The following is a 22,309-nucleotide window of genomic DNA, read 5'->3' as shown; positions in this document are numbered from 1 at the left end:
GCCCTGAGCCTGGCACAGGCCGCGCGGGCGCGCCCGGGTTCCACCGCCGCCCGCCCCCGCCGCTGCGGTAGGTTGCCCAGCCATGGTTCCCACCGTCCGGGCCGCCGGCCCCGCCGACCTGGCGCCGGTCGCCGACCTGCTCCGCGCCGCCCGGCCCCACCTGGTGGTCACGCCGGAGCTGCTCGCCTGGCAGGCGACCGGCAAGCCGGCCGAGCGCTTCGGGATGCTCGTCGCCGAGGCGGGCGACGGGATCGCCGGCGTCGCCCGGACGGGGCTGCTGTACGAGAGCGCCGAGCCGGGGCTCGGCTTCGTCAACCTGGTCGTGCGCCCCGAGGGGCGGGGGCGGGGCGTCGGGTCGGCGCTGCTCGCCGCCGCCGAGGAGCGGCTCGCCGGGCTGGGGGTGCGCCGGGCGTACGCGCGGGTCGTCGACGAGCCGGCGCCGCTCGCCTTCGCCGAGCGGCGCGGCTACCGGCCCGGCCGGCGCAGCGTGATCCTGGGCCTGGACCTGGCGGCGGCGCTGCCGGCCGCGCCCGATCCGCCGGCCGGGGTGCGGCTGGGTACGGCCGCGGACCTGGTCGACCCGCGCCCGTTGTACGAGGCGGACCTGGCCGCCGCCGCGGACGAGCCGGGCGACGTCGGGATGGACGAGATCGGCTTCTCCGACTGGCGGGCCGCGTACTGGGACCGGCCGGACCTGGACCGGGCGCTGAGCACGGTGGCGACGGCCGACGGCGTGGTGGTGGCGTTCAGCCTCGCGCTGACCGACGGCCGGGACCGCTACCTGTCGGGAATGACGGGCACCCGCAGCGGGTGGCGGGGCCGGGGTCTCGCCCGGTCGGTCAAGCACGCGTCGCTGCGGGCGGCCCGGTCGGCGGGCTTCCGGTGGGCGTCCACGATCAACGACGCCGGCAACGACGCGATGCGGGCGGTCAACGCGTGGTTCGGGTACCGGCCGGTGGCCGCCGAGTGGCGCCACCTGCGCACCCTTCCGAAGTGACGCCCGACACGAAATCCTTCATGGACGAGCATTCCCATGAGCAAAATTCTCATTCGACGGCTAGCGGAGTCTCGACGGGTGATGGCATGCTTCCCGAATCGTGACGCAAGGCAGCCGTTCGCATGACGGTCCGTCACAACGGAGCGTGACCGACGGGAGGAGCCACGGGTGCGGGATGCCATTGCTGAACGGGGTGCCGACGACTCACGAAGTCGTCCGGCGCGGTCCGCGCCACTGTGGAGGATGCTGCCGGGCCTGCTGCGTGACCCGCTGGGCCAGCTCGTCGCGATGGCGGACGCCGCCCCGGGCGAGGTCCTGCGGCTCAACCTCGGGACGATCCGCCCCTACCTGGTCACCGAACCCGCCCACGTGCAGTACGTGCTGCGGGACAACGCGGCCAACTACACCCGCGGCGGCCAGAGCATGCTGTGGCGGCCGGTACGACGGCTCACCGGCGACGGCATCATGTCCGACGGACCGGAGTGGCAGGCCAGCCGCGGGCGGATGCAGCCGCACTTCACCGCCAAGCGCATCGACTCCCTGGTGGACTCCATGAGCCAGGCCGTCAGCGAGGCCGTCGACGAGTTCGACGAGCCGGCCCGCACCGGCCGGTGGCTGGACGCCGGCGCCGAGCTGGGCCGGGTCATCTGCCGGGCGATCAGCAGCGTCTTCTTCGCCGACCGGGTGAGCCTCGCCGACCAGCTGCGGATCGTGGCCGCCCAGGACACCATCGTGACGGCGCTGCGGGCCCGCCTGCTCCTGCCCTTCGTGCCCGACGCCGTACCGGTGCCGGGCGACCGCGCCCTGCGCCGCGCCATCGGCGTCGTCGACGACATCATGCTGCCCCTGGTGCGGGCCGAGCGGGCCCACCCGCGCGACGGCGACGACCTGCTCGCCGCCCTGGCGAACGCCCGCGACGACGACGGCCGCCCGCTCGGGGAGCGACGGGTCCGCGACGACGTGGTGTCCATGTTCGCCACCGCGACGGAGACGACGTACGCCGTACTGACCTGGCTGTGGCCGATCCTGGACGCCAACCCGGAGGTGGCCGGCCGGCTCTACGCCGAGCTGGACGAGGTGGTGGGCGCGGACCGGGTGATCAGCCGGGAGCAGCTGCTCGCCCTCACCTACACCCGGTCGGTGGTCGACGAGCTGCTGCGCATGTACCCCGCCGGGTGGCTGGTGCCCCGCACGGCGGTGGCGGACGACGTCATCGGCGGCGCCAGGATCAGAGCCGGCAGCATCGTCGCCGTCAGCTCCTACGTCACCCAACGGCTGGCCCGGTACTGGGACCGCCCGGACACCTTCGATCCCGACCGGTTCCGTGGCGACCAGCCGCGGCGGGAGCACCGGTACGCGTACTTCCCGTTCGGCGGCGGCCCGCACCAGTGCCTCGGCATGTACCTGTTCAACCTGGAGGCTCCGCTGGTGGTCGCGACGATCCTCAGCCGGTACCGCTTCCGGCTGCGCGACGCCGGGATGCCGCCCAAGCAGCTGGCGGCGACCCTGCGTCCGGGCCGGCCGGTGGTCATGGCGCTGACCCCGGTCCACGAGCGGCGGCCGGCGTGACCGCGGTGACGCCCGACCGGTCGCGCGACGCGACGCCGGGCGGGCGCGACGAGATGCGGGACGCGCAGGAACAGGGCCGGATCTGCGGCCTGGCGGTACGCGGCCAACGCGACCTCCAGGCGTCGGCCGCGGCGCACCCCGAACTGTTTCCCGCCGACCCGTTCGACACCATGTTGTTCGCCAACATCTCGCTGGCCATCGCCTTCGGCGCCCCGTGGTGCACGGCCGGGCAACTGCGCGCCGCGAACCGGACCGTGCTGTGGGGTTTCGCCCTCGACTGGCTGATCGACCACCGGGCGCGCTCCCGCGACGAGGTCGACGGCCTCGTCGCGCGCTGCCTCGCGGTGGCCGCCGGCGAGCCGCCCGCCGCCGACGACCACCTCGGCGGCTACCTGGCCGCGCTCCAGGGTGAGCTGGCGACGTCCGACGCCTTCGCGGCGCACCGTCCGCTGTGGCGGGACCGGGTGGACGCGACGGTGCGGGCGATGGCCCGCGAGTGGGAGTGGAAGGCGGCCTGGCGGCCCGGGGACCGGTCGTCCCTGCCGAGCCTCGACGCGTACCTGGACAACGCCGACAACCACGCCTGCACGATCGTCAACGTCGCGCACTGGCTCTACACCGGCGACGAGGCCACCCTCGCCCGGCTGGACGAGCTGGTCGCGGTCAGCGACCAGGTGCAGCGCGCCCTGCGCCTCGTCAACGACCTCGGCACCTACGAGCGGGACGTGCGCTGGGGCGACCTGAACGCGTTGCTGCTGGTCGAGGACCGCGCCGAGGTGGAGCAGCGGCTCGCCGAGCTGGTGGACACCTGCCACCGGATGCTGGACCCGCTCCGGGAGACCTGCCCGCGCGAGGCGGACTACCTGGCCCGGCAGGTCGGCTTCAGCAGCGGCTTCTACCAGCTGGCCGACTTCTGGGGCATGTCGTGACGGCGGCCCCGGTCGCCGTCCGGGACTCGGGAGGCGCCGCGCTCGCCGTCGCCGGCCGAGAACTGGTGGCGGCGATGCTGGCCGCCCCCGACGGCACGGTCTCGCCCTCGGTCTACGAGACCGGTCGGCTGGTCAGCGACGCCCCCTGGCTGCCGGGGCACGCCGAGCGGCTGCGTCACCTGCTGGCCGCCCAGCGCGCCGACGGCGGGTGGGGGGCGCCGGGCGCATACGGCCTGGTGCCGACCCTGAGCGCGGTGGAGGCGCTGCTGAGCGCCCTGCGCACGCCGGGGCGCGCCCGCCCACGGGAGGCGCACCGGCTCTCGACGGCCGTGGACCGGGGCGTCGCGGTGCTGCGGGACCGGCTGCTAGTCGCCGCCGAGCCCGTGCCGGACATGCCGGGCGTCGACCTGATCGTGCCCGCCCTGATCGACCGCGTCGACGCGCTCCTCGACGGCACGGCGGCACCCGGGCGGCCGGCGGCGCTGCCGATGCCGCACGGCATGACCCGGCACCGGGCCGAGGCGGTCGGGCGGCTCCTCGCCGCGGGCGGGCCCGTACCGGAGAAGCTGTGGCACGCCTTCGAGGTGCTCGACGAGCGGGCACGGGTGGGCCTGCCGGCCCGGCCCGTGTCCGGCGCCGTCGGGGCCTCGCCCGCAGCCACCGCAGCCTGGCTGGGCGATCCCGCCCGTCCCGGCGCGGACCGGAGCGCGCTGGAGTACCTGACCGGAGCCGTGGTGCGGGGCGGCGGGCCCGTGCCGTGCACGACACCCATCGCCGTGTTCGAGCGGGCCTGGGTGCTCAGCGGGCTGGCCCGGGTCGGCGCGGCGGCGGACGTCCCCGCCGAGCTGACCGGCAGCCTGGCCGCCGCGCTCGGACCGACGGGCGCGGCCACCTCGCCCGGCCTCCCGACGGACGCCGACACCACCGCCGTCACCCTCTTCGCGCTGGCCCGGCTCGGCCGCCCGATGGCGCCCGACAGCCTCCTGGCGTACGACACGGGCACGCACTTCTGCACCTGGCAGGGCGAGGACGGCGCGTCGGTCACCACGAACGCCCACGTCCTGGAGGCGCTCGGCTGGCATGCCCGGCACCGTCCGGGCCGCCCGTACGCCGACGTGGCGCGGCGGGTGGCCGGCTGGCTGGTGGACGGTCAGCTCGCCGACGGCAGCTGGACGGACCGCTGGCACGCCTCGCCGTACTACGCGACGGCCAGCGTCGCGGCGGGCCTCGCCGAGTACGCGCCCGACACCACCGGCGGCCGGCTCGACCGGGCGGCCGACTGGGTGCGCGACACCCAGCGCGACGACGGCTCGTGGGGGCTGTGGACGGGCACGCCGGAGGAGACCGCGTACGCCCTCCAGGTGCTGCTCGGCACGGGGCGAACGCCCCGGCCGGGCCTCGCCACCGCCGTGCGCCGCGCGCTCGCCTACCTCGATGAGCATCGCGACGAGGACGGTGACGGCGTTCCACTGTGGCATGACAAGGATCTCTACCACCCGGTGCTCATCGTGCGGGCCGCCGTGCTCGCGGCGCGGCACCTGGCGCGGCTGAGCGGCCACGCAGGACGGTGAGCCCCGCGACCCGGTGCCCCCGATGACGCACCGGTCATGATCAGCACTGCTTGAGTGATCGTCGGGACACTGCTACCGTGCGCCGGGTCGGTCGAAGCGCCATGCGGAAACCGCCGATCGGATGAATCAGACTCCCCGCCAGGGATGGTTTTAAATGGGTTCCCGCAGCTCCAATCTGCGCCGGAAAGTCGTGGCTCTGCTGGCCTCACTCGTTGCGCTGTGGGCGTTCGCCGCGTGGGTGACCCTCCGGGAGGGCGTCAGTCTCCTCTGGGTGCAGGTGCTCGACGCCCAGGTCGCCCAGCCGGGTGAGCCGCTGGTGCTCGAGTTGCAGGCGGAACGCCGGGCGTCCGCGGCGTACCTGGGCGGTTCGGGCGCGGCCGAGCGGGAGCAGCTCGACGCGCAGTGGCGGCGGACCGAGGGCGTCGCCGACGACTTCCGCAAGTCCGTCAGCAGCTGGCGGGTGGACCTGGCAGCCGACGAGAGCCAGCGGCAGATCGACACGGTCGTCAGCGGGCTGGACCGGCTCGCCGCCGTACGCGAGTCCATCCGCGACCGCCAGGTGGACCGCGCCGCCGCCACCCGGGAGTACACCGAACTCATCGACTCGGTCCTGCGGATGTACGGGTCGCTGGGCAACCTGGACGACGAACAGTTCACGCGGGAGACCGCGGCGCTGATCCAGCTCGTCCGGATCCGTGAACTCATGTCGCAGGAGGACGCCCTCGTCACCGGCGCCCTGGCCGCCGGCCGGATGACGCCCGAGGAGACCGCCGCCTTCGCCCGCGCCACCGGCGCCCAGCGCTACCTGGACAGCCAGGTCCGTACCGACCTGTCGAGCGGCGACCGGGCCCGTTACGAGGCACTCGTCGGCGGCGAGGCGTACACCGCGTTCCGGTCCCTGGAGGACCGCGTCGTGCAGGGACGGGCGGGCGGCGCGCCACCCGTGTCGGCGGCGGAGTGGCGCGCGGCGGCCGACGTGGTGGTCGGCGAGCAGCAGCGCTTCATCATCGAGGCCGGTGACGCGCTCGTCGAGCGGGCCGCGCCGATCGCCGTCGGCGTCGTCCTGCGGCTGGTGCTGGCCGCCGGTCTGGGCCTGCTCGCCGTCGTCGCCTCGATCGTCGTGTCGATCACCACCGCGCGGGCCCTGGTGCAGCAGTTGGAGCGGCTGCGCGAGGCCGCCATCCGGCTGGCCAACGAGCGGCTGCCCAGCGTCGTCGAGCGGCTCGGCCACGGCGAGGAGGTCGACATCGCCAAGGAGGCGCCTCCGCTCGAGTTCGGCGACGACGAGATCGGCCAGGTGGGCAAGGCGTTCAACGCCGTGCAGGAGACCGCCATCCGCACCGCCGTCGAGCAGGCCGACCTGCGCCGCAACGTACGCGAGGTCTTCCTCAGCCTGGCCCGGCGCACCCAGGCGCTGGTGCACCGCCAGCTCACCCTGCTCGACGCGATGGAGCGTCGCGAGCACGACGCCGAGGAACTGGAGGACCTGTTCCGGGTCGACCACCTCGCCACCCGGATGCGGCGCAACGCGGAGAACCTCATCGTGCTCTCCGGCTCCACCCCGGGCCGCGCCTGGCGGCGCAACGTGCCCATGGTCGACGTCGTCCGGGGCGCTGTCGCCGAGGTCGAGGACTACACCCGGGTCAACGTGCTGCCCCTCGGCGCGGTCTCGCTCACCGGCCGCGCGGTCGGCGACGTCATCCACCTGCTCGCGGAGCTGATCGAGAACGGGCTGTCGTTCTCCCCGCCGCACACCTCGGTCGAGGTGCGCGGGCAGCAGGTGGCCAACGGCTTCGCCATCGAAATCGAGGACCGTGGCCTGGGCATGAGCGAGGAGGACCTCGCCGCCGCGAACCACCGGATCGTCGACCAGTCCGAGCTGAACCTGGCCAACGCCTCCCGCCTCGGGCTCTACGTGGTCAGCCGGCTGACCGAGCGGCACGGCGTACGGGTGCAGCTCAAGGAGTCCGCGTACGGCGGCACCACCGCCGTCGTGCTGATCCCGGCCGAGCTGGTCACCGCCGCCGACGAGGACCCGAGCACCTCCGGCGGGTTCCCGGCCGGCCTGCCCGCCGGCGTCCCGGTGGCCGGCGCGTCCGGTCAGGCGCCGCCCGCCGCCGAGCCGCCGCTCGCCACGGCGCCGGTGGCACTGGCCGAGCCGCTCGCGCCCCGCCCCCGCCCGGCACCGGACGCCGAGGCCGCCGCCTCCGGGGACGCCGACGGTGGCGCCCTGCCGACCCGGTCGCGCGGCCGGAGCCTGCCGACGACGGGCCCGGCCCTCGACCCGCGGCTGCCCGTGCGTCCCCGTGGCGGCTCCGAGCAGTACGCCCTGGACGGCCCGACCTTCCCGACCGGCCTGCCCGTGGCCGCCCGGCCCGCGCCGGCGGAGGCGCCCGACACGACGGGGACCCCCGCACCGGAGGCGGCCACCGGCTCCACGACGACCGGCGGTCCGGCGCCGACGGCCCGCCAGGTGACGGCGCGTACCGACTCGGGCCTGCCGGTCCGGGTCCGGCAGGCCAGCATCGTGCCGGAACTCCGCGACGATCCGGCCGCCGGCGGGGACGACGACGGGGACGAGGACATGGCGCGCCCGCCGGAGCAGGTACGCCGGATGATGAGCTCCTACCAGACCGGCACCCGGCGGGGCCGTACCGACGCCGCCCGGCTGCTCGGTGGAGCGGGCGACAGCCGAACCGAGGCCGGCGAGGAACCCGACGCCGGCGACGACCTGCAAGCGACCTGACCGGTGCCGTCGCGGTGCGGGGGATCCCCGCACCGCAGCGGTCAGCCGAGACGAGCACGGCGACAACAGCCGGGGGAGAAGAGGACGACGAGTGGCGCAGAAGACGGCTTCGAGTGCCGACCTGACGTGGTTGCTGGATGATCTGGTCGGCCGGGTGAAGCAGGCCGACCACGCGGTCGCGCTCTCTACGGACGGCCTGTTGATGGCCGCCTCGCGAGGGCTGGGCCGGGACGACGCCGAGCACCTGGCGGCCATGGCGGCCGGCATCCAGAGCCTGGCCCGGGGCGCGGGCAAGCGCTTCGGCGGCGGGCAGGTGCAGCAGACCATCATCGAGATGCAGTCGTCGTTCCTGTTCGTCACGGCGGCCGGGCGCAACGCCTGCCTGGCCGTCCTCGCCAGCGAGGACGCCGACGTCGGCCTGATCGCCTACGAGATGGCGATGCTGGTCACCCGCGTCGGCAAGTACGTGGCGTCGCCCTCGCGGACCGGCGAGCAGCAGACCGGCGAGAAGTAGCCGCGATGACGGTGCAGGGGGAGTCCTCGGAGCACCAGTGGGTCGACGACCATGCCGGCCCGGTCGTGCGCCCGTACGCGATGACGCGCGGCCGGGCCCGGCCGGTCACCGGCACGTTCGACCTGATCTCCCTGGTGACGGCGACCCGTGCGGACGTGATCCCGGAGGTCGGACTGGGCCCGGAGCACCTGGCGATAGTCGGGCTCTGCCAGCGGATCCAGTCCGTCGCCGAGATCGCCGCCCACCTGGACCTGCCGGTGGGCACCATCCGGGTCCTGCTCGGTGACCTGGCGGCCCGCAGCCTGGTGCAGGTACGCGAGCCGCACACCACAGCCGGCCTTCCCGACAACAGCGTTTTCGAGGCGGTAATCAATGGACTACGGGCACTCTGAGCGGCCGGCGGGAGCGACGCCACTGCCCACCGCGATCAAGATCCTCGTCGCGGGTGGCTTCGGCGTGGGCAAGACCACCATGGTCGGTGCGGTCAGCGAGACGCGTCCGCTGCGTACGGAGGAGGTGTTGACCGAGTCCGGCGTCGGCATCGACGACCTCTCCGGGGTGGAGAGCAAGACGACCACCACCGTGGCGATGGACTTCGGCCGCATCACCATCAGCGACGACCTGGTGCTCTACCTCTTCGGCACCCCTGGCCAGGACCGGTTCTGGTTCGTCTGGGACGAGCTGGCGCTCGGCGCGCTCGGCGCGGTGGTGCTGGCCGACACCCGGCGGCTGGCCGACTGCTTCCCCTCGATCGACTACTTCGAGGGCAGGGGCACGCCGTTCGTGGTGGCGGTCAACTGCTTCGAGGGAAGCCGGCAGTACCGGCTCGACGAGGTGCAGGCGGCGCTCAACCTCGACCCGGGCGTGCCGGTGCTGCTCTGCGACGCGCGGCAGCGGGAGTCCAGCAAGGAGGTGCTCATCACGCTGATGGAGCACGCCATGAAGACCCGCGAGGCCCGCCGCCGCGCCGCCGCCACCGACTGACCGGCCCACCGTCACCACCGTGTAGCAGCCGCTACGGTGCCGCAGCCGCCGTCGCGCGGGTGGACTCCGTTGCGGCTGCCCCTCGTCGCTGCCCGCTGCCCGCGTGGCTGTCGGCTGCCCGCTGCTTGCGTCGCTGCCCGCTTTCCGCTGCCCCGTGTCCGCTGCGTCGCGTCCCTCGACGCGCAGACCGGATCTTGGCGAGAAACGGCCCCTATGGGGGCACGTACGTACCAAGATCTCCGGGCCTGCACGGGTGCAGCGCACCCGTGGGTTGGCAGCTCGCTTCCTTGGTGTCCGTGCGCGTGATGGCGGATTGGTCGCGGGGCCAAAGTGTCGCTGGGCTGGTGCCTACTCGAGCACGGAGCACCCGCACAGAGCAGTAGAGCGCACGCACAGAGCACAGAGCACCCGCACGGAGCACACGTACGGAGTGCGGACCGCCAGGATCGACGGCGCGAGGTGCGCGCGACGGGGGCAGGGCCGATCGATTGACTTCGATCAGACGGGCTGCCTAGCATGGTGCTCGGAAAGCGCTTTCCGCCGTCCATCACCTGGCTGATCGCCGGTGCCGGTCCGCAACCCCGACGCGAACCAGTCCCCACTCGCGTCCGGTCCCGCGCGACCGCGCCCAGGCACCCGAACCCGCGCGACCGTGCCCCAGCATCCGAACGGCACGCGGCCCGTCGTGCGCCGGCTCCGGCGATCCGCCGTACGAGAAAGGCGGAACCTCATGCTCACGACCCTCAACCCGGACGGGCCGCCACGGCCCGGGCGTCGCCGACGGCTGCTCGCCGCCGTCGGCCTCGCCGCCGCACTGGTGGCACCGGCGTCACCGGCCAACGCCGCGCTCCCGACCACCCCGCCGGCTCCACCCGCCCCGACGGCCGCATCCGGCAACGCTCCGGCCGCAGCGGCATCCGGGACCGCCCCGCAGGCAGCGGCCGGCACCGCCTCGCGGACGGCGCCCGGCCCTGCTCCGGCTGCGGCGGCGGACGGGTTCGCCAGCGTCCACGCCCTCGGCCAGAACGGGACCACCGGTGGCGCCGGCGGGCCGGTCGTCACGGTCACCACCACCGCGCAGTTCCTCGACCACATCGCCCGCCCGGGGCCGTACGTCGTCCAGGTCGCCGGCACCATCACGCTGCCCGCCGGCGGCAACGACGGGATGTGGAACGTCGCCTCCGACAAGACGATCGTCGGTCTCGGCGACGACGCGACGCTCGCCGGCGGAGGGCTCAACATCGGCGTGCCCGTCGACGACGACGTGACCTCGCCCCCGGCGAACGCGGTGCACAACATCATCATCCGGAACCTGCACCTCACCGGCGCGACCGACGACCTGATCAACGTCCAGATGTTCTCGCACCACATCTGGATCGACCACAACGAGTTCTCCGACGGCGACGACGGCGCGGTCGACATCAAGCGCGGCTCGGACTTCGTCACGGTCTCCTGGAACCACTTCCACGACCACGACAAGACGCTGCTGCTCGGCCACGACGAGGACGCCGGCCCGCAGGACATCGGCCGGCTGCGGGTCACGTACCACCACAACTTCTTCGACCGCTCCGACCAGCGCAACCCGCGGGTGCGCTTCTCCGCGCTCGCACACGTCTACAACAACCACTACAACGACAACAGCTACGGGGTGGCCTCCACGTACGACGCCGCCGTGCTGATGGAGAACAACTACTTCTACAGCGTGAACAATCCGGGCCGGGTCGACTTCAGCGGCGACCTCGGCCGCATCGTCGAGCGGGGCAACATCCTGGTCGCCTGCAACCACGCGATCGAGACCCGGGGCACGGTGCCGGACCCGCGCGGGTACTACCCGTACACCCTCGACCCGGCCGCGAGCGTGCCGACCATCGTCCCGGCGGGTGCCGGGCCCGGCAGGACCACGGCCCTCGCCGCGCCGGCCTCCGTCGCGCCGGTGCCGGCCGTCGCGGGCCCGGACGGCTTCGCCGCCGTGGCGGCCCTCGGCCAGAACGGCACCACCGGCGGCGCCGGCGGGCCGACGGTGACCGCGACCAACGCCGCGGACTTCCTGGAACACATCGACACGGTGGGCCCGCTGGTCATCCAGGTGACCGGGCGGATCGCGATCACCAGCAAGCAGGGGGTACGCCCGAACAAGACCATCGTCGGGGTCGGCAACGCCGAGATCACCGGCGGCGGGCTGGACTTCTACCGGTCGTACAACGTGATCGTCCGCAACATCAACTTCACGAACGCGGAGGACGACGCGGTCAACGTCGGCCAGAACTCGCACCACATCTGGATCGACCACAACCGCTTCTCCGGCGCGGTGGACGGCTCGGTCGACATCGTCCGGGGCGCCGACTACGTGACGGTGTCGTGGAACCACTTCGATCACGCGGACAAGTCCATGCTGATCGGCCACTCCGACGGCTCGGCCTCCACCGACGTGGGCCGGCTGAAGGTCAGCATCCACCACAACTTCTTCGACAACAGCCGCCAGCGGCACCCCCGGGTCCGCTTCGGCGAGCCGGTGCACGTCTACAACAACTACTTCCTCGGCAACGCCCTCTACGGCGTGGCGTCGACGGAGAACGCCGGCGTGCTGGTGGAGGGGAACTACTTCCGCGACGTGCCGCACCCGCTGTGGTCGGCGAGCGGCTACGCCGACAGCGGACCCGGCCGGGCGGTGCAGCGCCACAACGTGTACGTCGGCTCGGGCGCGCCGGAGACGAACGGCACGGTGGTCGAGCCGCGCACGTACTACCCGTACAGCCTCGACCCGGCGGCGGACGTGCCCGCCCTGGTCCTCGCGGGCGCCGGCACCGGCCGCATCTGAGCGGACACGCGAGGGGCCCCCTGCCGTCGTGGCAGGGAGCCCCTCGTCCGTGTCGTCAGTTGGCGATCATGCGACGCAGCACGTACTGCAGGATGCCGCCGTGCCGGTAGTAGTCCGCCTCGCCCGGGGTGTCGATCCGGACCACCGCGTCGAACTCGACGCCGGTGTCGGTGCTGACCTTGACCGTACGCGGGGTCTGGCCGTCGTTCAGCGCGGTGACCCCGGCGATGGAGAACGTCTCCGTGCCGGTGAGGCCGAGCGACTCGGCGGTCTCGCCGGCCGGGAACTGCAGCGGCAGCACGCCCATGCCGATCAGGTTCGAGCGGTGGATCCGCTCGTACGACTCGGCGATGACCGCCCTGACGCCGAGCAGCATGGTGCCCTTGGCCGCCCAGTCGCGCGACGAACCGGAACCGTACTCCTTGCCGGCCAGCACGACCAGCGGGATGCCCGCCTCCTGGTAGGCCACCGAGGCGTCGTAGATCGAGGTCTGCTCGCCGGTCAGGTGGTTGACCGTGAAGCCGCCCTCGACGCCGGGGACCAGCTGGTTGCGCAGCCGGATGTTGGCGAAGGTGCCCCGGATCATCACCTCGTGGTTGCCCCGGCGCGAGCCGTACGAGTTGAACTCGTGCCGCGGCACGCCGTGCTCGGCGAGGTACGACCCGGCGGGCGAGTCGGCCTTGATGGAACCGGCCGGCGAGATGTGGTCGGTGGTCACCGAGTCGCCCAGCTTGGCCAGCACCCGCGCCGGACCGATGTCGACGACCGCCTTCGGCTCCCGCTCCATGCCCTCGAAGTACGGGGGCTTGCGGACGTAGGTGGACTCGTCCGCCCAGGCGAACGTGTCGCCGGTCGGGGTGGGCAGCGACTGCCAGCGCTCGTCACCGGCGAAGACGTCCTCGTACGCGGCGCTGAAGCCGGTGGCGCCGATCGCCGAGGCGATGACGTCCTGGATCTCGGCGCTGTTGGGCCAGATGTCCCGAAGGAACACCGGGTTGCTGTCGCCGTCCTCGCCGATCGGCTCGTTGGCCAGGTCGATGTCCATCGTGCCGGCCAGCGCGTACGCGACCACCAGCGGCGGGGACGCCAGGTAGTTCATCTTGACGTCCGGGTTGATCCGGCCCTCGAAGTTGCGGTTGCCGGAGAGCACGGAGACGACGGCCAGGTCGGCCTCGTTGACCGCGGCCGAGACCTCCTCCGGCAGCGGGCCGGAGTTGCCGATGCAGGTGGTGCAGCCGTAGCCCACCAGGTGGAAGCCGAGCTTCTCCAGGTAGGGCGTGAGGCCGGCCCGCTCGTAGTAGTCCATGACAACCTTGGAACCCGGGGCCAGGGTGGTCTTCACCCACGGCTTGCGGGTCAGGCCCTTGTCGACCGCGTTGCGGGCCAGCAGGGCCGCGCCGATCATCACCTGCGGGTTGGAGGTGTTGGTGCAGGAGGTGATGGCCGCGATCACCACGGCGCCGTGGTCCAGCTCGTACTCGACACCGTCGGCGCCGGTGACCCGGGTCGGGTTGCTGGCCCGCCCGCCGGAGCCGACCGCCGCCGTCTCCAGGTCGCGCGGCGCGTCGGCCGGGTCGCTGACCCCGTTGGCCGGGGAGTCGCTGGCCGGGAAGGACTCGGCGCTCGCCTCGTCGGCGTGGCCCTGCACGCCGAACGGCTTCTCCATCTGCGGCACGCCCGACTTGCGGCCACGGTCGCCGCCGGTCTCGTCGGCGGCCACGTAGTCGGTCAGCGCCGAGCGGAACAGGGTCTTGGCGTTGCCCAGCGGGACCCGGTCCTGCGGGCGCTTCGGGCCGGCCAGGGACGGCTCGATCGTGCCGAGGTCCAGCTCCAGGCGCTCCGAGTACTCCGGCTCGGCGTCCGGGTCGTGCCAGAGGCCCTGCTCCTTGGCGTACGCCTCGACGAGCGCGACCTGCGCGGCGTCGCGGCCGGTCAGCTCCAGGTAGCGGACGGTCTCGGCGTCGATCGGGAAGATCGCGACGGTGGAGCCGTACTCCGGGGACATGTTGCCGATGGTGGCCCGGTTGGCCAGCGGCACGGCGCTCACGCCCGGCCCGTAGAACTCGACGAACTTGCCCACCACGCCGTGCTTGCGCAGCATCTCGGTGATGGTGAGCACCAGGTCGGTGGCGGTGGTGCCGGCCGGCATCTCGCCGGAGAGCTTGAAGCCCACCACGCGCGGGATCAGCATGCTGACGGGCTGACCGAGCATCGCGGCCTCGGCCTCGATGCCGCCGACGCCCCAGCCGAGCACGCCCAGGCCGTTGACCATCGTGGTGTGCGAGTCGGTGCCGACGACCGTGTCCGGGTACGCCTGGCCGTTGCGCTCCATGATCGTACGGGCCAGGTACTCGATGTTGACCTGGTGCACGATGCCCGTGCCCGGGGGGACGACCTTGAACTCGTTGAACGCGGTCTGGCCCCAGCGCAGGAACTGGTAACGCTCCTTGTTGCGCTCGTACTCCAGCTCGACGTTGCGCTCGAAGGCGTCCTCGCGACCGAACAGGTCGGCGATGACGGAGTGGTCGATGACCAGCTCGGCCGGGGCGAGCGGGTTCACCTTGGTGGCGTCGCCGCCCAGGTCCCGTACCGCCTCGCGCATGGTGGCCAGGTCGACCACGCAGGGCACGCCGGTGAAGTCCTGCATGAGCACCCGCGCCGGGGTGAACTGGATCTCGACGCTCGGGTCGGCGTCGGATTCCCAGGCGCCGAGCTGCCGGATGTGGTCGGCGGTGATGTTCGCGCCGTCCTCGGTCCGGAGCAGGTTCTCCAGGAGGATCTTCAGGCTGTAGGGCAGCCGTTCGTGGCCGTCCACCTTGCTGATCTTGAAAATCTCGTAGCTCGCGTCTCCGACGCGTAGCTGGGTCTTCGCACCGAAGGTGTCGAGGCTCGCCACGTCGTACTCCTTCACACCAGCGACCGTGAGTAGTCCTGAGCAGTCTGTCGCACCGGTCGGGGTGCCGCCGTGGTTAGGGGACACTTACCGCCGATCTCGTCGTCAACAAAACCGTACGTCCGTCTTGCTAACTTCGCAACCTCGTGCCATCGTTCGGGACGAGGAGGTGCCACCATGATCCATCACGTACAGCTCGCTTGCCCACGCGGCTCCGAAGAGGCGTCGCGGGCCTTCTACCTCGGGGTGCTCGGGATGACCGAGAAGCCCAAACCGCCCGCCCTCGCGGCCCGTGGCGGCTGCTGGTTCACCGGGCACGGCGCGGAGCTGCACCTGGGCGTGGAGGACGACTTCCGGCCCGCCCGCAAGGCCCACCCCGGCCTGCTGTGGCCGGACCTGGACGCGCTCGCCGCCCGGTTGGTCGCCGCCGGGTACCCGGTGAGCTGGGGCGACGACGAACTGCCCGGGCTGCGCCGCTTCCACTCCCAGGACGCGCACGGCAACCGGCTGGAGTTCCTCGCCCCGATCGACTGACTCGGCCCCGGCCTGCCCAGCTGCGGATGCTGGGTGAAGGTGAAGACGACGAAAGGGCCGGCCCCTTGTGGGGGCCGGCCCTTGTCGTTGGGTGGTGCCGTTTTCGTGGTCGCTGTGGGGTCAGGCGGTGTAGCCGCGGGTGGCGATCCAGTCGGCGAGGTTGTCGACGCTCATCCGGTAGGAGGCCTGGTCGGGGTTGGCGGAGTCGGCGATGGTGACGGTGTTGCCGTTGTCGCGGTAGCCGACGACGCTGATGTAGTGCCCGCCCTCGAAGGAGTGGGTGGTGCCGTCGGTGTCGGTGGCGGTGCCGGCGATGTTGGCGACCACGGCGTGGCCTTCGTCGATGGCGGTGACGATGTCGCCGCGCAGCTTGTCGGTCTGCTTGTCGTCGGCCTTGGCGCCGGGGATCTCCACCGACTGGTAGGCGTCCTTGCCGCTCTCCTTGTTCAGGACGGGGGTGATGTCGTTGATGGAGTTGGTGCCGGCTTCGGTAGTGCCCATGCGCTGGGCCATGCCGTCGACGTCGATGTTCTTGCCCTGCACGCTGAGAGCGTTGCGGGCGGCGGCGGGGCCGCAGTAGTAGAAGTTCGGCTGTGCCTCGTAGCGCACGCCCAGCTCCCGCTCGCCACCCTTGCGGTCCTGTGCGACCGAGGCCGACACGGGGGTGGTGGGGGCGGCGAGGGCGGTGGTGACGGGGCCGGCGATGGCGCCGCCGGTGAAGGCGAGCCCGGCAGCGGTCAGAGCGGTCTTACGCAGGATGTCGGTACGCATGATGGCAGCACCTTTCGATCGGGGGTACGCGACACACACCGCGGGGGACGGGTGGCGTCGCGGGCTGAGGGAAAGGTCGAACCAGGTACGCCCTCGACGAGAGGGTGGGGCGCGTCCGGGGGGATGTAACGACACGGGCCCGGCCGGCATTCCCACCGGCGACCCCGGCCATCCCGGAGGGCTCAGGGGTGGGGCCCGGGGTTACGCGCTCACGGTGGTTACAACGACCCGGCCCCCCGACCCATGCCCACCGGGCGCGTGACGGGGGTCACCACAAACCCCCATCAACCGGACAGTGACTCGGGGTGGGTTGGGGCCTTGGGTGGTTATGGGCGGTGACGGTGCGTCGTGGTGGGGGTGTGGCTGGCCGTGCCCGGTTCCGGGCGGTCAGGCTTGATCCCTGCGCCGGGCACGGCGGGCCACACCCGTCGGTGCCTACTCTCGCGTCCGTCCGTCGGGCTCCTGCCGGAGACCTTGGCAAGAAACCGCCCCTGTAGGGGCCGTCTTCTACCAAGATCTCCACCGGCCACCCTGCCGGACGCCGACCCCGAACCGGACATTGCCCCCGAACACGTGATCAGGACGCCATGGACCTCAAAGCGGCCGGATGACGTCCATGGCGTCCTGATCACCTCGCGCTCGCACCTCGCGCTCGCACCTCGCGCTCGCACCTCGCGCTCGCACCTCGCGCTCGCACCTCGCGCTCGCGCTTGTTGGGGTCCCGGCATACGAGGCACAGGTCACCCCGGGATGACCGTCCGGCTCGGGGGCGGACGTCCGGGGTCGGGGCGATGTCCGTCCTGATCACGTCGGCTGAGCGCGTGGGCGGCGGTGCGTGGACGGTCGCGGGAGCGGGGCGGGCTCGTACGTGACGCTGCGGGACGCTTGCGACGATGACAGGCATGGAGATCTGGAACAACCCGTCGTGCTCGAAGTGCGCCGCCGCCCGTACCGCGCTCGACGAGGCTGGAGTCGGCTACGCGCTGCGCCCGTACCTGGACCGGCCGCCGAGCGCGGCGGAGCTGGCCGAGGTGCTGCGCCGGCTCGACGCGGGCCCCTGGGACGTCTGCCGTACCCAGGAGCCTGCCGCGGTGGCCCTCGGCATGGCCGACTGGCCCAGGGACGAGGCGGCCGAGCCGCGCTGGATCGAGGCGATGGTGGCCGCCCCCGAGCTGATCCAGCGACCCCTGCTGCTGCTCGACGACGGGAGCGCACTCGTGGGCCGTACCGCCGGGGCGCTGGCGGAGGCGCTGCGCCGCACCGCCGCGACGCCTGGCACCGCCGCGCAGCCGGGCGCCGCGACGCCCGGCAGCGGCGCGGAGCCTGGCCCTGCGGCAACCGCGCCGGCGGACCCGCCGCACCCGGCCGGGTAGCGCGTTTCCGGGCGGGTGCGGCGGGAATGCGCCGCTCGCGGGCGAACGACCGGACGCCGCAGAGGAGGGGTCTGATGCCGCACCAGGGCCTGTCCACCGCCGCGAAGCGGCTCACCCCCGTCGCCGGCGCGCCCCTCTGGTGCGACGCGCGCGAGTTCGGGCTGCGCGGCGACGGCGTGACGAACGACCAGCCGGCGCTGTCGGCCCTGGTCGACCGCCTCGGCGAGGGCTACGCCGCCGACGGGCGGGCCCGGGTCATCCACTGCCCGCCGGGGATCTACTCGATCCGGGACGCCGGGACGGTCTGGCGCAGCGGGGTGTCGCTGATCGGCGCGGGCCCGGGGGCGACGCGGTTCCTGCTCAGCAACGAGGGGAACCGGGCGGACCCCACGCCGTTGGCCTTCTGGACCACGGTGCAGCACGGCGCGAGCCGCGACCGGCACATCGCCGACTGCACCTTCGCGGACTTCGAGATCGACGGCTCCGGCGTGGCGATGGTCGAGTACAACTATCTCGCCAAGGGGCTCGGCCTCCAGTACGTGGTGCGTGGCGTCTTCCGCAACCTCTACATCCACCACACCGGCGCCACCGGGCTCGGCTGCGACTTCCTCCAGGACAGCCTGATCGACGGGGTGGTCGTGGTCGGTTGCGGCCGGCTGGACAACGGCGAGGAGATGGGCGGCGCGGGCATCGGCGTCGGCATCGGCGGTTGGGGCGACGTGGAGCGCCTCACGATCGCCAACTGCACCGCCGTCGGCAACGGCACCAACGGGATCTTCCTCGAACTCCAGAAGGACTACTGGACGCCGCCGCGCGGCTACCGCATCATCGGCTGCCACAGCCAGGCGAACCGCTTCGGCATCTCCGACTGGGGCGCCGACGGCCTGATCGTCTCCGCCTGCACGCTGACCGGCAACCTGGAGGCGGGCTTCGACGTCTCCGGCAACGGCACGGCCGGCGTGTCCGGCCGGGGCGGCATCATCAGCGACTGCGTCGTGGACCGCAACGTCCGCGACGGGATCAGCATGGGCAACACGCCCGGCCCGTACACCGTGCGCGGGAACCGGATCAGCGCCAACGGCGAGTACGGCTACCACGAGCACGACCTGGGGCACGGCTACCGGGGCGCGGCGGCGGGCGTGGTCGTCGACGGCAACGAGTTCTGGGACAACGGCCTGGACGCGATCCGGATCGACCGGCCGATGACCGACGCCGTCGTGGTGAACAACCGGATCCGCAACAACGGCCGCCGCTGCGCCCCGGCCGCCACCGGCGCGGGCGAGTCGGTGCGCTACCACCACCGCTCCGTCACCGACCTGGCGGCGCACTGGCCGCACGACGGGCACCGGGGCAAGGTGGTGCGGGTCGGGTCACGCATGGCGGTCGTGGTGTCCAACACCGACACCGACCTCACCCTCGCCGAGGTGCGGGCGGATTCTCCCACCGGCTGGAACGAGGACACGCCGCCGCCCGGGACGGCGTACGAACTGCCGGCGGCCCCGCCGATCCGGGCCGGCATCGCCGTCAACGCGCCGTTCGACTCCGCCACGGTGCGCGGCAACCGGATCTGGGACCACCGCGACGAGCAGACCCAGAGCTACGGGCTCTGGATCACCCCGGCGGGCAGCTGCGTGTCCTGCCGGATCGAGGACAACGACCTCGCCGGAAACGCCGTCGGGGCGGTGCGGCTCGACACCCCGCCGGTCGGCGGGCGCTGGGACCGCAACCACCACGAGGTGGACTGACGCCGGAGGCTCAGCGCGCGTCGTCGGCGGGGGCCGTCGCCTCCGCGTGCCGGTCGCGCAGCCGGGCCCGGATCTCCTCCGGGGTGTACGCCCGCCGCCGCCGTTCCGCCCGGGCGATGACCACGCCCGACGCCGCGACGCCGGCCAGGCCGGCCAGCCCGAGGACCTTCCACCACCGCATCCGTTGCCGCATCGGCCTAGGGTAGACCCCCATGAGCATCAGCCTGGACGAGGCCGTGGACCTGACCCGTACCGGCGACGTGTGGGTGTTCCGGGGCCGCAGCGTGCCGGACCGGGCCATCCAGTTGACCACCAACAGCCCGGTCAACCACGTCGGCATGGCGGTCGTGCTGGACGACATGCCGCCCCTGATGTGGCACGCCGAGCTGGGCAGGTCGCTGCCGGACATGTGGACGGGCACCCACCAGCGCGGCGTGCAGCTGCACGACCTGCGCGACGCGGTCTGCGTCTGGGCCAACCGGTACGGCCAGCGGGCCTGGCTGCGCCAGCTCGACCCGCCGGCGGACGCGGAGATGGAGAAGGCGGTGCTGCGCACCGTCGCCCGCCTGGACGGCACCCCGTTCCCGTCCACCGCCCAGCTCGCCTGGCGCTGGTTGCGGGGCCGGGTCCCGGCGGTGCGGCTGCCGGCGCTGCCCGGCCGGGTGGGGGACCGCGAGGCCGCGCCGGCGCCCGACCCGACCGGGGCGACCGCGCCCGACCGCAGCGGGGTGACCGCGCCCAACCCGACCGGGGCGACCGCGCCCGACCGCGCCGCGATCGCCGTGCGCGACCGTGCACTGGAGACGGCCTACTGCGCGGAGGTGGTCGCGGTGACCTACGAGGCGATGGGACTGCTGCCCGCCGGGCGGCGTCCCAACTGGTACGACCCGGGCCGGTTCTGGAGCGGCGACGACCTCGGTCTCGCGGGCGGCGCCCGGCTCGGGACGGAGATCGAGGTGCGCATCCCGCCGCGCTGAGGTTTGGCCCGCCGTCCGGCCGGCAATTGCTGTCCCTGTGAGAGCCCCCACCGATCTGGACACGCTGACCGACTTCTTCGACCGGTACGGCGTGGCGCTGACCACCGGCGACGTGCCCGCCATCGCCGGTTGTTACGCCCTGCCCGGGATGGTGGTGGCCGACACGTACAGCTTCTCGTTCACCTCGCCGGCGGCGGTGGCACTGTCCTTCGTGGGCGCGGCCCCCGACTACCAGGAGCGCGAGCTGGTCGCGGCGCACGCGACCATCGAGGACGTGCTTCCGGTGTCGGCGCTGCTGACCATGGTCGCTGTGGAGTGGGAGTTCCTGGACAGCCAGGGCCGGGCGGTCCCCGGCGAGCGCTACCGCTACCTGCTGCGCTCCACCGACGACGGCCCGCTCATCTGCACGGTGCTGCGGACCGCCTGACCGCCGGCCGGACCCGCGGCACCCTCCGCCGGCGGCGGCCCCGCCCACGCGGCGCCGTACGCGCCGCACGCACACGGTCGCACCATGTCGCCACGGACCGCTACGCTGCCCCGGAGGACCGCGGGAGGAGAAGCATGTCCGGCACGCGCCGAACATCGAGCAAGTCCTACGGCACGACCGCCATCGCGTCCTCGCCGTGGATCGTGGTGTCCGTCGGCGTCGCGGTGATGGTGGTCCTGCTGGCCATCGCGCTCGGCGCCTACCGGGGGCGCGGCCCCGCGTTCGACGCGCAGCCCGCCCCGCCGCTGCCGACCGTCGGCCTGGCCGACCCGGAGCCGTCGGTGGCCAGCCCGACGGTCACGCGCTCGCCGCGGGCGACGGCCACGCAGTCCGGCCGCTCCACCACCCGGCCCACCCCGACACGGTCCACGCCCGCCCGCAGCAGCGCCCCGCCGTCGCCGACCCCCAGCGGGAGCGAGGAGACGACGCTGGTCGCGCCGCCACCGTCGGTGTCCCCGCTGACCGGCCGGTACCGGGTGGTCGAGTCGCACGCGGACGGGTTCGTCGGGGAGGTGCTGGTCGGCAACACCTCGTCCGCCGGCCGGGAGTGGACGACGCGGCTGACCTTCCCGGGAGCGCGGCTGGGCAGCGCGTGGATCGAGGGCGCGCCACAGGGGACGGCGCAGCGGATCGACGATGGCTTCACCTACCGCAGCGGCGGCGACCTGCCCGGCGGCGCGTCGGTCACGCTGCGCTTCTACGTGCAGGGCACGCAGAGCCGCCCGACGAGCTGCACGGTCGACGGCGTCTCCTGCCGCCTCTGATAGACGCCACGCCGTCGGCCACCCAGGGAGCCGCCATGGCGCTCACCCTCCGCCCGCTCACGCTCGACGACACCGACGCCGTGCACGACTGGGCGCGTCTGCCCGAGTCGTGCCGCTACCAGGCGTGGGGGCCCAACACCCACGAGCAGACGCAGGCGTACGTGCGGGCCGCCGTGGCGGCGTCACCGGACCGGCTGGTGTTCGGGGTGCTCGTCGACGGCGAGGTCGTGGGCAGCGCCGAGCTGAAGCTGCACGGCCCGAGCACCGGCGAGATCGCGTACGCGGTCCATCCACGGCGGTGGGGGCAGGGCATCGCCACGGCCACGGCGCGGGAACTGTTGCGACTGGGCTTCGACCGGCACGGGCGGCACCGCATCTTCGCCACGTGCGACCCGCGCAACCTCGCCTCGGCGGCGGTGCTGCGCAGGATCGGCATGCGGTACGAGGGCCGGATGCGTGGCACCGCCCTCATCTGCGACGGCTGGCGCGACTCGGACCTGTACGCCGTCCTCGCCGACGACTGATCCCCGGGCACAGGGTCGCCGCGGAGGGTCGTCCTTGCAAGCGGGCTGTCGTGTTACGACTTTGTTTGCAAGGTATTGCAGAACGTTTCGGCAAGAGCTAGCGTGCGGGCCAG

Annotated in this window: 19 protein-coding genes; 16 read left to right on the top strand and 3 right to left on the bottom strand. The window is 73.1% G+C overall.

Annotated features, from left to right (window positions below; genetic code table 11):
* The first annotated feature begins 82 nt into the window (after positions 1-82).
* The 9 genes from OG989_RS28580 (at position 83) to OG989_RS28540 (ending at position 12,128) form a co-directional block, all read left to right on the top strand.
* Positions 83-997: a GNAT family N-acetyltransferase gene (locus tag OG989_RS28580; protein WP_327029036.1), complete on the top strand. Its 915-nt coding sequence runs from the start codon at positions 83-85 to the stop codon at positions 995-997.
* A 243-nt stretch (positions 998-1,240) separates the two neighbouring features.
* Positions 1,241-2,566 (top strand): cytochrome P450, encoded by a 1,326-nt coding sequence (locus OG989_RS28575; protein WP_151457156.1) that lies wholly within the window; start codon positions 1,241-1,243, stop codon positions 2,564-2,566.
* A 53-nt stretch (positions 2,567-2,619) separates the two neighbouring features.
* Entirely contained in the window at positions 2,620-3,495 is an 876-nt protein-coding gene (locus tag OG989_RS28570; RefSeq protein WP_327031252.1) for a terpene synthase family protein, read from the top strand.
* Positions 3,492-5,066, top strand: coding sequence for a prenyltransferase/squalene oxidase repeat-containing protein (locus tag OG989_RS28565; RefSeq protein WP_327029035.1), 1,575 nt, complete (start codon positions 3,492-3,494; stop codon positions 5,064-5,066). The genes OG989_RS28570 and OG989_RS28565 overlap by 4 nt, the downstream gene beginning before the upstream one ends.
* A gap of 190 nt (positions 5,067-5,256) precedes the next feature.
* Positions 5,257-7,812, top strand: coding sequence for a sensor histidine kinase (locus OG989_RS28560; RefSeq protein ID WP_442791891.1), 2,556 nt, complete (start codon positions 5,257-5,259; stop codon positions 7,810-7,812).
* Positions 7,813-7,903: 91 nt separating this feature from the next.
* The gene (locus OG989_RS28555; RefSeq protein ID WP_091629996.1) at positions 7,904-8,326 is read left to right on the top strand and encodes a roadblock/LC7 domain-containing protein; all 423 of its coding nucleotides are present in this window, start codon (positions 7,904-7,906) and stop codon (positions 8,324-8,326) included.
* A gap of 5 nt (positions 8,327-8,331) precedes the next feature.
* Positions 8,332-8,718 carry a DUF742 domain-containing protein gene (locus tag OG989_RS28550; RefSeq protein WP_132240297.1) on the top strand — a complete coding sequence of 129 codons (387 nt, stop codon included), beginning with the start codon at positions 8,332-8,334 and terminating at the stop codon, positions 8,716-8,718.
* Complete coding sequence (locus OG989_RS28545; protein WP_132240296.1) at positions 8,699-9,310, top strand: GTP-binding protein; 612 nt, start codon at positions 8,699-8,701, stop codon at positions 9,308-9,310. The genes OG989_RS28550 and OG989_RS28545 overlap by 20 nt, the downstream gene beginning before the upstream one ends.
* A gap of 730 nt (positions 9,311-10,040) precedes the next feature.
* Positions 10,041-12,128, top strand: a complete 2,088-nt coding sequence (locus OG989_RS28540) for a pectate lyase family protein (protein WP_327029033.1) — start codon at positions 10,041-10,043, stop codon at positions 12,126-12,128.
* 55 nt (positions 12,129-12,183) lie between these two features.
* Here OG989_RS28540 and OG989_RS28535 read toward each other — a convergent pair whose 3' ends face one another.
* Positions 12,184-15,039, bottom strand: coding sequence for an aconitate hydratase (locus tag OG989_RS28535; protein ID WP_327029032.1), 2,856 nt, complete (start codon positions 15,037-15,039; stop codon positions 12,184-12,186).
* A gap of 159 nt (positions 15,040-15,198) precedes the next feature.
* Here OG989_RS28535 and OG989_RS28530 point away from each other — a divergent pair, with 159 nt between their 5' ends.
* Positions 15,199-15,555, top strand: a complete 357-nt coding sequence (locus OG989_RS28530) for a VOC family protein (RefSeq protein ID WP_327029031.1) — start codon at positions 15,199-15,201, stop codon at positions 15,553-15,555.
* Positions 15,556-15,675: 120 nt separating this feature from the next.
* Here OG989_RS28530 and OG989_RS28525 read toward each other — a convergent pair whose 3' ends face one another.
* Positions 15,676-16,326 (bottom strand): C39 family peptidase, encoded by a 651-nt coding sequence (locus OG989_RS28525; protein ID WP_327029030.1) that lies wholly within the window; start codon positions 16,324-16,326, stop codon positions 15,676-15,678.
* Between the two features lie 893 nt (positions 16,327-17,219).
* Between OG989_RS28525 and OG989_RS28520 the strand changes: the two genes are divergently transcribed.
* Positions 17,220-17,699, top strand: coding sequence for an ArsC/Spx/MgsR family protein (locus tag OG989_RS28520; RefSeq protein ID WP_327029029.1), 480 nt, complete (start codon positions 17,220-17,222; stop codon positions 17,697-17,699).
* Between the two features lie 74 nt (positions 17,700-17,773).
* Positions 17,774-19,444 (top strand): right-handed parallel beta-helix repeat-containing protein, encoded by a 1,671-nt coding sequence (locus OG989_RS28515; protein ID WP_327029028.1) that lies wholly within the window; start codon positions 17,774-17,776, stop codon positions 19,442-19,444.
* A 10-nt stretch (positions 19,445-19,454) separates the two neighbouring features.
* Here the strand turns inward: OG989_RS28515 and OG989_RS28510 are convergent, their stop codons facing one another.
* Positions 19,455-19,637, bottom strand: a complete 183-nt coding sequence (locus OG989_RS28510; protein ID WP_091630004.1) for a hypothetical protein — start codon at positions 19,635-19,637, stop codon at positions 19,455-19,457.
* Positions 19,638-19,656: 19 nt separating this feature from the next.
* Here OG989_RS28510 and OG989_RS28505 point away from each other — a divergent pair, with 19 nt between their 5' ends.
* The 4 genes from OG989_RS28505 (at position 19,657) to OG989_RS28490 (ending at position 22,196) form a co-directional block, all read left to right on the top strand.
* On the top strand, positions 19,657-20,421 hold the full coding sequence (locus OG989_RS28505) for a hypothetical protein (protein ID WP_327029027.1): 765 nt from the start codon (positions 19,657-19,659) through the stop codon (positions 20,419-20,421).
* Positions 20,422-20,458: 37 nt separating this feature from the next.
* Positions 20,459-20,848, top strand: a complete 390-nt coding sequence (locus tag OG989_RS28500; RefSeq protein ID WP_327029026.1) for a hypothetical protein — start codon at positions 20,459-20,461, stop codon at positions 20,846-20,848.
* A 134-nt stretch (positions 20,849-20,982) separates the two neighbouring features.
* Positions 20,983-21,672, top strand: a complete 690-nt coding sequence (locus OG989_RS28495) for a cellulose binding domain-containing protein (RefSeq protein ID WP_327029025.1) — start codon at positions 20,983-20,985, stop codon at positions 21,670-21,672.
* 35 nt (positions 21,673-21,707) lie between these two features.
* Positions 21,708-22,196, top strand: a complete 489-nt coding sequence (locus tag OG989_RS28490; RefSeq protein ID WP_327029024.1) for a GNAT family N-acetyltransferase — start codon at positions 21,708-21,710, stop codon at positions 22,194-22,196.
* Positions 22,197-22,309 lie beyond the last annotated feature (113 nt).

This window comes from Micromonospora sp. NBC_01740, assembly GCF_035920365.1.
Lineage (GTDB): Bacteria > Actinomycetota > Actinomycetes > Mycobacteriales > Micromonosporaceae > Micromonospora > Micromonospora reichwaldensis.
Note: the sequence above shows the minus strand (reverse complement) of the source record. Positions and strands in the feature narration are given on the sequence as shown.